This window comes from Streptosporangium sp. NPDC002544 (genome assembly GCF_040295965.1).
Taxonomy (GTDB): Bacteria; Actinomycetota; Actinomycetes; order Streptosporangiales; family Streptosporangiaceae; genus Streptosporangium.
The window spans coordinates 1-14146 of record NZ_JBEOWJ010000071.1; the positions used below are offsets into that span (position 1 = coordinate 1).

14 protein-coding genes are annotated in these 14146 nt (G+C 71.5%); 2 read left to right on the forward strand and 12 right to left on the reverse strand.

Features of this window, described 5'->3' with window-relative positions:
- The 10 genes from ABT061_RS47760 to ABT061_RS47805 all read right to left on the reverse strand — a co-directional run.
- Positions 1-278: membrane dipeptidase (locus tag ABT061_RS47760; RefSeq protein WP_350930357.1), on the reverse strand; the 278-nt coding region annotated here is incomplete at its 3' end.
- A gap of 165 nt (positions 279-443) precedes the next feature.
- A complete protein-coding gene (locus tag ABT061_RS47765; protein WP_350930358.1) occupies positions 444-569 on the reverse strand; it encodes a hypothetical protein in 126 nt (41 codons plus the stop codon).
- A 198-nt stretch (positions 570-767) separates the two neighbouring features.
- Positions 768-1505: an ABC transporter permease gene (locus tag ABT061_RS47770; RefSeq protein WP_350930359.1), complete on the reverse strand. Its 738-nt coding sequence runs from the start codon at positions 1503-1505 to the stop codon at positions 768-770.
- An 87-nt stretch (positions 1506-1592) separates the two neighbouring features.
- Positions 1593-2501 (reverse strand): ABC transporter ATP-binding protein, encoded by a 909-nt coding sequence (locus ABT061_RS47775; protein ID WP_350930360.1) that lies wholly within the window; start codon positions 2499-2501, stop codon positions 1593-1595.
- A 27-nt stretch (positions 2502-2528) separates the two neighbouring features.
- Positions 2529-2849 (reverse strand): transcriptional regulator, encoded by a 321-nt coding sequence (locus tag ABT061_RS47780; protein ID WP_350930361.1) that lies wholly within the window; start codon positions 2847-2849, stop codon positions 2529-2531.
- Positions 2846-3472, reverse strand: coding sequence for a hypothetical protein (locus tag ABT061_RS47785; protein WP_350930362.1), 627 nt, complete (start codon positions 3470-3472; stop codon positions 2846-2848). Before ABT061_RS47785 ends, ABT061_RS47780 begins: the two co-directional genes overlap by 4 nt.
- A gap of 252 nt (positions 3473-3724) precedes the next feature.
- Positions 3725-5428, reverse strand: coding sequence for a thiol reductant ABC exporter subunit CydC (gene cydC / locus ABT061_RS47790; protein WP_350930363.1), 1704 nt, complete (start codon positions 5426-5428; stop codon positions 3725-3727).
- The gene (gene cydD, locus ABT061_RS47795; RefSeq protein WP_350930364.1) at positions 5425-7095 is read right to left on the reverse strand and encodes a thiol reductant ABC exporter subunit CydD; all 1671 of its coding nucleotides are present in this window, start codon (positions 7093-7095) and stop codon (positions 5425-5427) included. Before cydD ends, cydC begins: the two co-directional genes overlap by 4 nt.
- 16 nt (positions 7096-7111) lie before the next feature.
- A complete protein-coding gene (locus ABT061_RS47800) occupies positions 7112-7879 on the reverse strand; it encodes a cytochrome d ubiquinol oxidase subunit II (protein WP_350930365.1) in 768 nt (255 codons plus the stop codon).
- A 10-nt stretch (positions 7880-7889) separates the two neighbouring features.
- Entirely contained in the window at positions 7890-9071 is a 1182-nt protein-coding gene (locus tag ABT061_RS47805; RefSeq protein ID WP_350930366.1) for a cytochrome ubiquinol oxidase subunit I, read from the reverse strand.
- Positions 9072-9237: 166 nt separating this feature from the next.
- On the opposite strand from ABT061_RS47805, the gene ABT061_RS47810 reads away from it, so the two are divergent.
- Positions 9238-9567, forward strand: a complete 330-nt coding sequence (locus tag ABT061_RS47810; protein ID WP_343966032.1) for a PadR family transcriptional regulator — start codon at positions 9238-9240, stop codon at positions 9565-9567.
- 19 nt (positions 9568-9586) lie between these two features.
- On the opposite strand, the gene ABT061_RS47815 is transcribed toward ABT061_RS47810, so the two are convergent.
- On the reverse strand, positions 9587-10276 hold the full coding sequence (locus ABT061_RS47815; protein ID WP_350930367.1) for a permease prefix domain 1-containing protein: 690 nt from the start codon (positions 10274-10276) through the stop codon (positions 9587-9589).
- 143 nt (positions 10277-10419) lie between these two features.
- Positions 10420-11481, reverse strand: a complete 1062-nt coding sequence (locus ABT061_RS47820; RefSeq protein WP_350930368.1) for a pentapeptide repeat-containing protein — start codon at positions 11479-11481, stop codon at positions 10420-10422.
- Between the two features lie 163 nt (positions 11482-11644).
- Here ABT061_RS47820 and ABT061_RS47825 point away from each other — a divergent pair, with 163 nt between their 5' ends.
- Positions 11645-14014, forward strand: coding sequence for an ExeM/NucH family extracellular endonuclease (locus ABT061_RS47825; RefSeq protein ID WP_350930370.1), 2370 nt, complete (start codon positions 11645-11647; stop codon positions 14012-14014).
- Positions 14015-14146 lie beyond the last annotated feature (132 nt).

Consider the following 14146-nt stretch of genomic DNA (forward strand, 5'->3'; position numbering starts at 1 on the left):
CCGTCCAGGCAGAGCCGTACGGCGTCGGCGTTGCCCTCGGCCAGCACGTGGGCGCACTCGATCATGCGCAGTGTCTGCCGGAGCGCGCCCTCGGGGCGGTACTGCTCGTCGATGAAGACCGGCAGCACCTGGAGGTTCACCCCGCCCTCGCGCAGCTGCGGCAGCCAGCGCTCGCGGAAGAACGACGCCCACCGCCGAGGGGGTCTGGCGGTGACGGCCATCAGCAGGTCGTTGTGGGTATCCGCGACGACGGCGCGGTGGTGGAGCTCAACGGACACGTGCCAGCCCTCCGATGCGTGGTTACCGCGACGGTATGACAGGTTGGGGGTGGCGGAATTCGTCCGGTTTTCCTAATAGCGGTGAGTTGTTCGTCCATTCGGCCAAGATCACTTGTTTCGCCCCCGGCCGGAGACGATCGGGACGGTGTGCCGGTGACCAAGGCGTCACCGGCCGGCGGTCAGCGCCTCGGAGTGCCACAGGTCGCGGTAGTAGCCGGGGGAGGAGACCAGCTCCTGGTGGCTGCCCCGCTGCGTCACCGAGCCGTTCTCCAGCACGACGATCTCGTCCACCCGCTCCAGCCCGCGCAGGCGGTGGGTGACGAGCCATGTTGCGCAGCGGCAGGTACGCCTCGGGCGTCAGGAGCAGGACCAGCAGCGCGGTCGACGACCACCACGGCGACCCTCGTCGAGAGGACCGGCGAGTAGTACCACCGATGGGTGGTGCCGCCGGGTCCCCTGTGACCCGGCGGCACCACCCGTTCGTGGGGCTCAGGAGAAGCGGCGGCCTTCGTCACGCCGGTAGGCCCACACGGCCAGGGCTCCGGCCACCAGGGTCCAGAGGCCGAACATGACCACCGACAGCGTCTCGGGGGTGCCGTGGCCGAGCGCGGCCCAGACCAGCTGGACCGCGCCCCGGCTGGGCAGGAAGGGCGCGACCAGCTCGATGAACGCCGGTGCGTCCAGCGGATTCATGAACAGTCCTCCACCCACCGCCATCGGGAACAGCGTCAGCTGCACCACCGCCATCGCGGCCTTGGCGGGCAGCGCGTAGCCGATGAACAGGCCCAGGAGCTGGAACGGGACCGAGGCGACCACTAGGGCGCCAAGGCCGAGCAGCAGCCGCGCCGGGGTCACGACGGCCTCGGTGAGCAGCGCGGCCACCAGCAGCACCGGCACGATCCCGATCGTCGTCATGGCCAGCGCGTTGAGGATCCGGGCACCGAACCTCGGCCAGGGGCCCGCGGGAAGGGTACGGGTGTAGGGGTCCCAGGGCTGGGCACGGTCCTCGGCGATGCCCAGACCGTGGGTGAACAAGGCACTGGACATCACCGCGAAGATCAGCATCGACGCGGTGGCCAACGTGGCCCCGACGGGATGGTCCCCGGCGAACGGCACCACGAAGAAGAGCATCGAGGCGGCGGGGAAGAAGCCGTTCCCGATCACTGCGATCGGTACCCGGACGGTCTCCATGAGCTGGTACCGGGCATGGGTGAGAAGAAGCGACATGGGTGATCCTCCCGAGAAGACTGGATGAGTCGTATCGCCTCCCGCTGAGGCGCCGGACGGGAATCCGTGAGCTCCGGAGGCGAAGGTTCAGGCGGCCCGGGACTGGCGGGCGGTGATGGTGAGGAACGCCTCCTCCAGAGAGGTGGCTTGGATCTCCAGGTCGGAGAAGGGGATCTCGGCCCGGACCAGGGCGCGGACCAGGGCGTCCGCGTCGGTGGTGAGCAGGTGGGTCCGGGTGCCCTCCCGTTCCGTCCGCAGGATGCCGGGCAGCCCGGCCAGGTCGCCGGCGGTCAGGGTGACGCGGCGGACGCCGGCGATGCCCCGTACCTCCGCCGTGGTTCCGTCGGTGAGCACGCGGCCCTGCCCGATGACCACGACCCGCTCGGCCAGCGCCTCGATCTCCTCCAGGTAGTGGCTGGTCAGAACGACGGTGCCACCGCCGGCGTGGAAGTGTCTGATGCCATCCCACAGCGCCCGGCGGGCCTCGACGTCCAGTCCGGTGGTCGGCTCGTCCAGGAAGACCATCCGGGGCTCTCCGACGAACGCCAGCGCCACCGCGAGCCGCCGCTTCTGCCCGCCCGACAGCCCGCCGACCTGGCGGCGCTCCAGCCCGGTCAGGGCGAACCGCTCCAGTAGCGCCCCCCGGTCGACACTGCGCGGGTAGTGGGCGGCGACGAAGTCCACCACCTCGCCGACCCGCAGTGCCGCCGGCAGTCCGGTCTCCTGCGGGGTGACGCCGATGCCGAGCCGCCGCGCGGGGTCGGTGGGGGAGCCGCCCAGCAGCTCGACCCGGCCTGAGCTGGGCCTGCGCAGCCCCACGAAGAGGTTGATCAGGGTGGACTTGCCCGCGCCGTTGGGGCCGAGCAGGCCGACCAGTTCGCCGGCGTGGATGTCGAGGGAGAGGTCGTCGAGCGCGAGCACGTCCCCGTAGCGCCGGGTGACCCCGAGGGCACGCGCCACGATCTCCGCTGTCGGTCTCATCGGCTGGTCTGGCATGGGGGCCTTCTTTCTCGGCTGGTGGGGTCAGCGGTCGCCGGCGGGTGGTGTCGTGGCCGGGTTCAGTAACCGGTGGATCGCCGCCGTGTAGTCCTCGAAGGCGAGGCGCCCGCGGCGGGTGAGTGCGACGTAGGTGACCGGGGTGCGGCCCCGGTGGGTCTTGACGATCTCCACGTAGCCGGCCTCCTCCAGCTTGCTGAGGTGTGCCGACAGGTTCCCCGCCGTCATCCCGAGGAGGTCCCTCAGTCCCGGAAAGGTGATCCGGTCCCCATCACCCAGGGTGTTGAGCGTGACGACCACCCGCAACCGGGCCTGCGCGTGGATCACCGGGTCGAGTTCGGGGGTCACCGTCCGGCGCTCCGGCGGAGCAGCAGTCCGGCGGCGATGGATCCGCCTCCCGCGCCCAGCGACATCAGCAGGGCGTGCCAGCCAGGCCCGGCCACCGTGCCGATCGCGTTGAGCACGGCCAGCCCCGCGCCGAAGACGAACATCGAGCGGAGGAGCCAGATGGCTCCGCCCGCCATGTAGAGGACGGCGACCACCGTCATCGACAGGCTCGCCCACAGCAGGCTGCCTTCCGCGGAGGGAAGCTGCGGGGCGAACCGTATCCCGGCCACCCAGACGGCGAGGGAGCCAAAAAACCAGGCGAGGCCGTACATCGTGCCGCGCTGCTGGGACGCGCCCCGCACCGGGCTGCCCAGCTGCCAGATGGTCAGCGCGCTGACCAGCGTCGCCGCCAGCATCGACCCGAACAGCAGCGCCAGCACCAGGGGGAAGGGGATCGGCGCGTACGGCGTGCCGGACAGGCCGTGGTGGAGGAACAACGCGCTATATCCCACCAGCCAGGCGACTCCCCATGCCAGGTAGTGCGGCACCGGGTCGGGGGTGAGCCGGTTGGCCGCCACCGAGCCCTGCTGCTCGATCAGCCGGAGGGTCTCCTGCGGGCTCAGTTTCCGTTCGGCGTCGTCCACGGCAATCCTCTTCAAGATTCAAACTGGTTTGCATCGCAAACTCTATGGTTTGCACCATAAACCACATTGCCGTGTCAACTCAACCGGAAAGTGCTCATCGGCATCGTGACGGCAGGGGCGGTCGGTATGGTCAAACGGTCCGTTTCACGATGCCGGTGAACCCGGGCACGTCTCGGACTGCACGGCGCCGTCCGGCCGTGCCGAGGGCGGTGCGGGGTGGTCGCCCGGAGGCCGCGTCCGCCCCGATGGGCGTCACCGGCCGGCGGTCAGCGCCTCGGAGTGCCACAGGTCGCGGTAGTAGCCGGGGGAGGAGACCAGCTCCTGGTGGCTGCCCCGCTGCGTCACCGAGCCGTTCTCCAGCACGACGATCTCGTCCACCCGCTCCAGCCCGCGCAGGCGGTGGGTGACGAGCAGCGTCGTGTGGCCGCGGGTGGCGTCCAGCAGGTCGGCCATGAGCGCGTCCGCCGTCGTCTCGTCCAGTGCCTCGGCGGGCTCGTCCAGCAGCAGCACCGGAGGGTCGTTCAGCAGCGCCCGGGCCAGCGCCAGCCGCTGCAGCTGCCCACCGGACACCGTCCGCCCGTCCTCCCCGAGGACGGCGTCCCAGCCGGTCCGCTCCACCCAGCGTTCCAGGCGCGCCCGCCGCAGGGCCTCGGTGAGCTCCCCGTCCGAGGCCTCGGGACCCGCCAGCCGCAGGTTGTCCCGTACCGAGGCCTGGAACACGTACGGGTCCTGCGTCAGCCCGGTCATCACCCGCCGGACGTCGTCGGACGCCAGTTCCCGGACGTCCACCCCGCTGACCCTGATCGTCCCCGACTCGGGCTCGACCAGGCGCATCAGGGCGGACAGCAGGGTGCTCTTGCCGGCACCGCTGGGGCCGACCAGGGCGACCCGCCTGCCGGGAGTGAGGGTGAGGCTGATCCCGTCCAGCGCGGGGGCACGGCCGGCGCCGTGCCGGACCACCAGGTCCTTGATCTCAATGGTCGGCGCCCCGGCGGGCACCTCGACCGCGGTGGCCGGCTCCGCCACCGCCGGAGCGGTCGCGCCGACCTCCCGCAGGCGGCGCAGGGCGGCGAGCACCCCGGTCAGCCGCTCGGCGGCCGAGGCCATCGGCAGCACCGGCTCGAAGGAGACCAGCGAGGTCAGCGCGAGCACCGCGGTGGCCACGGAGCCCGCCCCGGAGTTCTGCGCCACCAGGACGATCGCCGCCACGGTCAGGCCCTGGGTGAGCACGCCTAGGGCGGAGGCCACCGCGTTCGCCCGTGCCTGCCGGCGCTCCAGCGCCGCCAGCCGGGTGTCGGCCTCGGCGGCGGCGGCCAGAGCCCGCTCGTTCGCCCCGTAGGCGGCCAGGTCGGCCGCGCCGTGCACCAGGTCGGCGACCCGGGCCGCCAGGTCGGCCCGTGCGGGGGCGATCCGCGCCGACCAGCGCCGTGCGGCGGCGGCCGTGCCCGCGGGGATCAGTACCCCGGCCACCAGCAGCCCGGCCAGCAGCACCAGCGCCGCGGCCGGGAGCAGGAACAACCCGATCACCATCGCGGCCACACCGGTGATCAGCGCCGCGGTGGCGGGAAGCAGGCACCGTACGAGCAGGTCCTGCACCGCGTCGGTGTCGTCGACCATGCGGCTGAGCAGGTCGGCCCCCCGCTGGTTCAGCGGTCGCGCGGGGATGAGCGCCTGGTAGAGCCGCTCCCTGGTCGTCGCCTGGGCTCGCAGCGCCACGTCGTGTCCGGCCAGCCGCTCCCCGTACCGGAAGACCCCCTTGGTCGTCGCGAACGCCCTGACCCCGACGATCGCCACGCTCAGTGCCGCCAGCGGCGGCTGTTCGGCGGCCCTGGTGATGAGCCACCCGGCGGACCCGATCAGCCCGAGCCCGGCCAGCTCGGCCGCCGCCCCCGCCGCCACGGCAAGGGTCATCCGCCCGCGCGTCCTGCCTGCCAGGACCTCGTTGACATCGGTCATGGGGAGGCGATCTCCTCTCGCGTCCCGGCCACCACGCGGCCGTCGGCGATCCGGATCACCCGGTCGGCCAGCTCGATCATCGCGGGCCGGTGGGCGACGATCACGGCGGTGCGGCCCTCGGCGAGGTCGCGGGTCGCGCTGACGACCGCGCTCTCGCTGCGGCCGTCGAGCCGCGCGGTCGGCTCGTCCAGCAGGAGCAGTCCGGCCCCCGCGCGGCAGAACGCGCGGGCGAGCGCGACCCGCTGCCGCTGCCCGGCCGACAGGTTCGTCCCGCGCTCGCCGAGCACCGTGTCGTAGCCCTCGGGCAGCGCCAGGATGAACTCCTCCGCCTGCGCGGCCCGTGCCGCGGCCCTGACCTCGTCGATCGTCGCGCCGGGGGCGCCGAGCCTGATGTTGTCGGCCACCGAGGTGGCGAAGAGGTGTGGGCGCTGGGGTACGAACGCCAGGCGCGCCCGCCAGGGGTCGTGGTCGCCGATCTCGGCGCCGTCGACGAGCACCCGGCCCTCGGCAGGGGTGACGAAGCCGAGCAGCAGGTGGAGCAGGGTGCTCTTGCCCGCGCCGCTCTCGCCGACCAGGGCCACTCGCTCGCCGGGGGCGATCACCAGCGACACGTCCTCCAGCGCGGCCTCCGCACGGCCCGGGTAGCGCACCGTGACATGCTCCAGCCGGATCTCCGGCGCCGTCGTCGCTCCGGGGCCCGGGTGCCCGGTGGCGGGCGCGCCACGCGAAGCCTCCGCGTGGCCGTCGAGCACGGCGAACGCCTCGTCGGCGGCGGCGACGCCCTCCATCGCCGCGTGGAACCTGCTGCCCATGTTGCGCAGCGGCAGGTACGCCTCGGGCGCCAGGAGCAGGACCAGCAGCGCGGCCGACAGGTCAAGGGAGCCCGACAGCAGCCGCAGGCCCACCGGCACGGCGACCAGGGCCAGTGAGAGCGACGCGGCCAGCTCCAGCACCAGCGAGGACAGGAAGGCCACCCGCAGCGTGCGCATCGTCGCGACCCGGTGGGCGTCGGCCACCCGCTGGATCACCTCGGCCTGGTAGCGGGCCCGGCCGAAGGCGCGCAGCGTGGGAAGGCCCCGGACCACGTCCAGGAAGTGCCCGCCGAGGCGGGACAGGGCCCTCCACTGGCGTTCGGTGACGGCCTTGGTGTGCATGCCGACCAGCGCCCCGAAGATCGGGATGAGCGGCAGCGTGACCAGCACGATCACCGCGCTGGCCAGGTCGGCGGTGAAAAGCCGGACGAGCACCGCGATCGGCACGACGCCCGCGACCGCCACCGCGGGCAGGTAGCCCGACAGGTAGGGGTCGAGGGCGTCCAGACCGCGGCCGGTCAGCGTCACCAGCTCTCCCGAACGCGCCGAGGCCGGCCTGGCGGGGCCGGCTTCCTGCAGCCGCGCCAGCAGGCGGTGGCGCAGGGTGGACTTCACCCCGCTGCTCATCCGCCCGGCGGCCGTTCCCTGCACCAGGGTGAGCAGCCCCCGGGCGCCGACGACCAGGGCCAGCAGGATCAGGGCCGGGGCCGCGAACCGCCCGGACAGCACCCCGGCGAGCAGCTCAGCCTGGAGGAGGATGAGCAGCCCGGCCAGGACGGCGGCGGCCAGGCACACGGCCAGATGACGGCGGACGGCCCGCTCACCCAACGCCAGCCGTACCAGATCCTTGTGCATGCCAACCCTAGAGACCTCAGAAGAACGACGGAACCCGACCGGCGGCACGCCCGGGGCCGAACGCCCGCCACACCCATACTTGCGCACCCACCATGATCGGTGCGAACGGCAGAATCATGACACTCAGCACACTTAACGTACCGGCGGGTGCCATATGGTCCAGAAGCCAGGGGGCGAGCACGGCGAGCAGCACCGCGACGGGCGCGGCCGCGGCGCACGCCGAGCCCAGGAGCGCCCGCCCGGTGCGGCGCGCCCCGGTCATCCGCTCGGGCAGCCGCCAGGAGAGGAACGTCCAGCCGTGCAGGGCGAACAGCGCGGCCATCACCAGGGCGCCCGCCAGCCCGAGCAGGCTGATCGTCGGCCCCGACAGGCCGCCGGCCAGCGCGACCAGTGCCATGCCCCAGCTCACTGCCAGGCCGCAGGAGCCGGCACAGATCGCCCAGTCCCAGGTCGTACGCCATGCGCTCCCGTCGGCACGGCGGCGGAACCAGAGCCCGGCGTCGCGCAGGATCCACGACACCAGCAGCAGCACCACCAGCGGGTAGAGGCCGAACAGCACCTCTCCCTCGATCGCGGGGAAGGCGCCGAACAGCACGCCCGCCACGGCCACCAGCCACACCTCGCCCGCCAGGACGAACGGCGCCATGGCGGTGACGATCTCGTCCCTGTCCCGTTGCGTCCTGCCGAGCACGGGCAGCAGCATGCCCACCCCGATGTCGAAGCCCTCCAGGGCGAAGTAGCCGATCAGCAGGAGGGCGAACACGCCCAGCCAGAGGATGTCCACGATCGGCTCCCTAGTAGCTGAGCGCGTGCGCGCGCTCGTTGGGGTCGGCGGGGGCGCTCGCGCCGAGGGTGGCGGCGGCGGGCCCGCGCCGTACGGTACGGGCGATCAGCAGGTAGTCGACGAGCGCGAGCAGACCGAGCACGCCGCCGAAGGCGATGAGCGAGACGGTGACCATCCCCGAGGTCAGCCCGGGGGACATGGCGTCGGCGACGGTGAGCCTGCCATTGATCATCCAGGGCTGCCGCCCCGACTCCCTGGTCAGCCAGCCGAGGATCGACGCGAGGAAGGGCAGCGGGGTGATCGCCATCAGCAGGAGGTGCGCCCAGCGCCAGCGCGGCAGCCAGTACATGGTCGGCACCAGCACGAACATGATGAGGAGCAGGAGGAGATGACCAATCATGGTCATGAAGCCGAGTCCGGTGCCGGCCAGGGCGCCGTGGAACTTGCCCGGCTGGAACTGGGAGGCCGGGCCGAACTGCGCGTAGCCGAAACCGATCGTGAACAGTGCGCCGACCAGCGAGACGATCACTCCGGTACGGAGCGAACTCGTGAAGAACTCCCGTTCGGCGGTGCGCCTGAACAACTGGTACGCACTGGCCCCCATCAGCACGAAACCAGCGGTCCACAGGCCCGCGCTGAGCACGTGCGGCAGCGCCATGGTCAGCATCGGGTTGGTGAGCAGCGCGCCGAAGTCGGTCAGCACCAGGTGGCCGCCCCGCTCCACGGCCCCGGCGGGGTTCTGCAGGAACGAGTTGGCCACCATGATCCAGAGGGCGGAGGCATAGGCGGTCAGCGTCACCACCCAGATGCACGCCAGATGGAGCCATTTGGGCAGCCGGTGCCAGCCGAAGATCCACAGACCCAGGAAGGTGGACTCCAGGAAGAACGCGCCGAGCGTCTCGATCGCGAGCGGTGCCCCGAAGACATCGCCGGCGTAGTGCGAGAGACCACTCCAGTTCATGCCGAACTGGAACTCCATCACCAGCCCGGTGAGGATGCCGAGCGCGTAGTTGATCACATAGATCTGGCCCCAGAAGCGGGTCGCCCGCTCGTGGACCGGCCTGCCGGTGATGGCGTAGCGGGTGTGCATGATCGCGATCAGGGGGGCCAGGCCCAGGGTCAGCACGACGAACAGGAAGTGAAGACTTCCCGTCACGGCGAACTGTGTCCGGGCCAGGTCGAGCACGTCCACACTCTCACCTCCGTTGTTATGTCTGTCTACCTATAGACACTCTACATGTAGGACGCCTACATGTAGCATGCCTATGCGAAAGGTAGGCTGACGACGTGAGTGAGCGAAGCGAACGGGCCGCCGGGTGCGGCGACGAGGGATCCGCCCGGCCCGCGGAGGCGATCGCGTGAACACCGACGCGCTCCGCGGCCACATGGACGCCCTGCTGCTCTCCGTGCTGGAGCACGAACCGCTGCACGGCTACGCGATCATCGAGGCGCTCCAGGCGCGCAGCGGCGGCGCGCTGAACGTGCCGACGGGCACGGTCTACCCGGCGCTGCGCCGGCTGGAGCAGGCGGGATACCTGGCCAGCGAGTGGGCCACGGTGGGCGGGCGCAAGCGGCGCACCTACCGGCTGACCTCCTCAGGGCGCACGGCCCTCGCCGGCGAGCGCTCCGCCTGGCAGCGGTTCGCCGGAGCCATCGGCAGTGTCCTGGAGCCGCGGACCACCCGCTGACCCCCGGTGGGGGCGGGGATTATGAGCAGGCGGGGACGGGGCCGCGGCGGGTGAGGCTCAGGCATTTGAAGGCGCCGTAGAGCTGCAGGCCCCAGAGCAGGAGGCTCACCAGCGCCACACCGACCCCCGGCAGGTAGTCGTCGAAGCCTGCCGGCCCGCTGGAGCCGAACATCAGTGCCCCGGTCAGCGCGAGCATGACCGGCAGCATCGCCCAGACGAGCAGGCCGAGGAAGCGGGTGACGAGCCGGGGCCGTCTGATCCTGCGCAGCCCCCGGCCCAGCGCGAACAGCGCGACCCCGCCGAGCACGCCGATGAGCATCTGGAGGATGTCCAGGCCCCGGGCGACCGGAACGAACCAGCCGGGGGTGGTCTCGTAGGCCGTCGGGGCGGTGGGAAAGATCTTCCAGATCACGCTCCACATGACCGTGGTGAGCGGCACGGTGAGGAACAGCACGGCGGCCAGCCTGCGGCCCGCCGCGATGAACAGCTCCTCCTGGTAGCCCGGCGCGATCTCACCGATCGTCCCGAACTCCTCGACCGCGGTCCGCTCGGCCTCCTCGCGCCCCAGGCCGTCGCCCTCCAGCGCCTCGGCGGTGTCGAGCAGGCTGTCGCGGGCCTCGGCGATCATGTCAAGCCTGGGGCCCCTGGGACCTCGGAGAGTGCGGCTGAGCCCGGTCACGTAGTCGTCGATGACCCCGCTGCCTGCCATGGTGCTCTCCAGATGCTCTCCAGCGGCCCGATCCCCGTTCAGGGTACGGGTCTCCCATCCTGGTCGCCCGTCCGGGACTCCGCATCGGGGACCACCCTGAGAAGACCCGGAGCCGGCACACGTTCGGATCCCGCGGGCGGGTCTCAGCCGTGGTCGGAGGCGCGCCGCAGGGGCCACCAGCGCAGCCGGGGCCATGGTCTGCGCGGGACGACGGCGAGCGCGCAGCCGCTCAGCCGGAGCCCCTCGGGGTGGCGCATTCCGGTGAAGAGGCAGGTGCTGAGGTCCAGGTCGGAGAGTTCCAGCTGCTCGGCGTCCACCTCGTGCAGCGAGGTCACCCGGGCGCCGTCCCGGCCCCGCACCGTGGCCGGGCCGCGCAGGGTCGCTCCCTCCAGGTCGGCCCGCGCATTGTCGAGCCGGACGGTCAGCCGCCCGCCCACCTCCAGTCGCCGCAGGTCCACCGAGCATCCGCCGGTGGTCACGTCAAGACCCTTGCCCGCCCACGCCCCGGCGAGGGTCAGGTGGCGGCCGACCGAGATCGGGGCCAGGTAGCCGCCCGCCGAGAAGCGTGCCCCGTCGAACCCGGCCAGCCCACCGAAGCTCGTCTTGCGAAACGACACGGTACGGCGGAACCTGCAGCCCCTCAGGGTCGCGTCCCCGGTGAATCCGGTGCCGTCGAAGGTGACGAAACCATGAAAGTCGGCCTGCTCGAAGGACGCGGTCCGGTCGAAAAGCGCTCCTCCGAACAGTGCGTCGCCATCGATGGACACTCGGTCGAAGGCCGCGTGCCCGGTGATGGCGACACCGTGCAGGGAGAGTTCCCGATCGAACCTGACCTCCCTGAAGGAGACGTTGCGGGCGAACCTGGCGTTGAAGAACGAGGCGAGGCGCTGGAAACGCGCGTGGTCGAAGGAGACGTCCCCGCCGAACACGATGTCGCAGAACCGCACGCTCTCGGGAAAGGTCGCCCAGTCGAACCGAGCCCGGCCCAGGCGCCCACGGGTCGCGGAGAGGATCCGCTCCAGCAGGTCCTGGCCGACGACGGTGGCCCGCAGGTCGATCGCGGAACCGGGGGAGAGGCCGCGGACGACCTCGTCGAGTTCGGTGGCGTCCAGATGGGCCAGGCAGCGCCCGTAGGGCTGCCGCGCGGATCCGGCGCACTCCAGGGAGGCGGCGCAGGTGTCCCAACCCATGTCCAGAGTTCTCATAACCGCAGTGATACCCGCAGGCGCCGAGGCAAGCGACTTCTAGGTCAAGGAAAGCCATATCTGACCGGGCTGGATAGACATGAAGTGTCAAGATTCTTGAATTCGCCTTATATCCACTTATGGGTTGATGTCCTGGAATCCATCCAGCTCTACGCTCCCGGTCATGCGTGCTTTATCCCGGGCGTTCGCCGCCCTCGTGACCGTCGGCCTCGCCGCCACCGGCGTCGCGACCCTCGCCTCATCCCCGGCCCTGGCGGAGCCGGGCACCGTCGTCATCAGCCAGGTCTACGGTGGTGGCGGTAGCGCCGGCGCGCCACTCACCAACGACTATGTCGAGCTGTTCAACCGCAGCGCCGCACCCGTGGTACTGGACGGCTGGTCCGTCCAGTACGCCAGCGCCACCGGCACCGGGAACTTCGCCGCCAACCCGGTCGTCCCCCTGACGGGTACGCTCGCGCCAGGTCAGTACCATCTCCTCCAGCTGGCCGGTGGCGCCAACGGTTCACCGCTGCCCGCCCCGGACGGCACCGGGACGATCAACCTGAGCGGCTCCGCGGGCAAGGTGGCCCTTGTCCGCTCGGCCCAGGGCCTGGCGTGCAACGGCGGCTCGGTCCTGTGCGCCCCGGAGCAGACGGCGCTGATCGCCGACCTGATCGGCTACGGCACCGCCAACTACTTCGAGGGCACCGCGGCCCCCGGGCTCTCGGTCACCACGGCGGGGCTGCGCAAGGACCACGGCTGCGCCGACACCGACGACAACGGTGCCGACGTGGAGGCCGCGGCCCCCGCGCCGCGCAACCGGGCCACCGACGCCGCGCCGTGCGGCGACGTCGAGCCCACGCCCACGCCGACCCCGACCCCCACCCCCACCGTGGAACCCACGGTGGAGCCCACGCCGACCCCCACCCCGACGGGGGAGCCGTGTGAGATCCCGGTCACCCACCAGATCGCCCAGGTGCAGGGCAGCGGTGACGTCAGCCCGCTGGCCGGCCAGGTCGTCCGCGTCGAGGGCATCGTGACCGCCGACTTCCAGGAGACGAACCAGCTCAGCGGGTTCTTCTTCCAGGACCCGACCCCGGACGCCGACCCGGCCACCTCCGAGGGCCTGTTCGCCTTCGCCCGCAGCTCCTTCAAGGACGTCAAGGTCGGCGACCGGGTCCTGGTCACCGGCAAGGTCGTGGAGTTCAACGGCTGGACCGAGCTGTCACCGGTCACCGCGGTGGACGTCTGCGGCACGGGTACCATCGCGCCCGCCAAGCAGAGCCTGCCCCGCGCCGAGGGCACGACCTTCGAGTCCGTCGAGAACATGCTCGTCACCTTCCCCGAGCCGCTCACCCTCAGCGACCACTACAACCTGGGCCGGTACGGCGAGATCACCGTCTCCTCCGAGGGACGCATCTTCCAGCCGACCGACCGGCCGGGCGTGACCACGGCCAAGAACGCGCGGCGTAGCCTGCTGGTGGACGACGCCTCCACGGTGGAGAACCCGCCGACGATCCCCTATGTCGACCGGCGCCTCCGCCTGGGGGACACCGCCTTCGGCGTCACCGGCGTCATGGGGTACGGCTTCGGCAAGTACCGGCTCCAGCCGACCAAGCCGCTCAACTTCCTGCCGCTCAACCCGCGCCTGCCCGCCCCGTTCCCGGTCATCGGCAACGTCAAGGTGGCCAGCTTCAACGCGCTCAACTGGTTCACCACCCTCCGCTCGCGCGGCGCGAGCAGTCCCGAGGAGCAGAAGCGCCAGCTCACCAAGCTGGTCGCTGCGCTCAAGGGGGTCAACGCCGACGTCGTCGGCCTCATGGAGATCCAGAACAACGGCCAGACCGCGATTCAGGCCCTGGTCGACGCGCTCAACGCCGAGGTCGGCGCGGGTACCTACGCGGCGCTCAGCCACCCCTACCCGGGCACCGACGTGATCCAGGTGGCGATGATCTACAAGCCGGCCAGGATCCAGCTGGTGGGCGCGGCGCAGTCCTCCACCGACCCGGTCTTCCGGCGGCCCCCGCTGATCCAGACCTTCCGCCGGGTCCAGGGCGGTAAGTCCTTCACCGTGCTGGTCAACCACTACAAGTCCAAGGGCTGCGACGAGGAGGCCGTGGGCCCCGACGCCGACCAGGGCGACGGGCAGAGCTGCTACAACGGCGAGCGCGTACGCCAGGCACAGGCCACGCTGGGTCTGATCAAGGACCTGAAGCTGACCAACCCGATGGTGCTCGGCGACCTCAACGCCTACGGCGAGGAGGACCCGATGGACGTCCTGGAGGCCGGTGGCCTCAGCAGCACGACCAAGCGGTTCGTCCCCGAGCCGCTGCGCTACAGCTACCTGTTCGACGGCCAGCTCGGCGAGCTGGACCACGCCCTGGTCGGGAAGGACCTGCTCAAGCGGGTGACCAGCGCGACGATCTGGCACATCAACTCCGATGAGAGCCGGATCTACGACTACAACCTCGAGTACAACCCGCCGGGCCTGTACAAGCCCGACGCCTTCCGCGCCTCCGACCACGACCCTGTGATCGTCGGCCTCACCCTGTAGGCCAACCCCCGCAGGCCGACAAGGGCTGACGGGCGATGGCCCGGTGCCGATCGGCACCGGGGCCACCCCCCCTGGCCACCCCCCCCCCCCCCCCGGCGGGGGGCCGGGGGGGGGCGCCCCCCCCCCGGGGAC

Coding starts and splice junctions, on each gene's coding strand:
- ABT061_RS47770 (WP_350930359.1), bottom strand. CDS start 1,505: ATGTCGCTTCTTCTCACCCATGCCCGGTACCAGCTCATGGAGACCGTC.
- ABT061_RS47775 (WP_350930360.1), bottom strand. CDS start 2,501: ATGCCAGACCAGCCGATGAGACCGACAGCGGAGATCGTGGCGCGTGCC.
- cydC (WP_350930363.1), bottom strand. CDS start 5,428: ATGACCGATGTCAACGAGGTCCTGGCAGGCAGGACGCGCGGGCGGATG.
- cydD (WP_350930364.1), bottom strand. CDS start 7,095: ATGCACAAGGATCTGGTACGGCTGGCGTTGGGTGAGCGGGCCGTCCGC.
- ABT061_RS47815 (WP_350930367.1), bottom strand. CDS start 10,276: ATGGCAGGCAGCGGGGTCATCGACGACTACGTGACCGGGCTCAGCCGC.
- ABT061_RS47820 (WP_350930368.1), bottom strand. CDS start 11,481: ATGAGAACTCTGGACATGGGTTGGGACACCTGCGCCGCCTCCCTGGAG.
- ABT061_RS47825 (WP_350930370.1), top strand. CDS start 11,645: ATGCGTGCTTTATCCCGGGCGTTCGCCGCCCTCGTGACCGTCGGCCTC.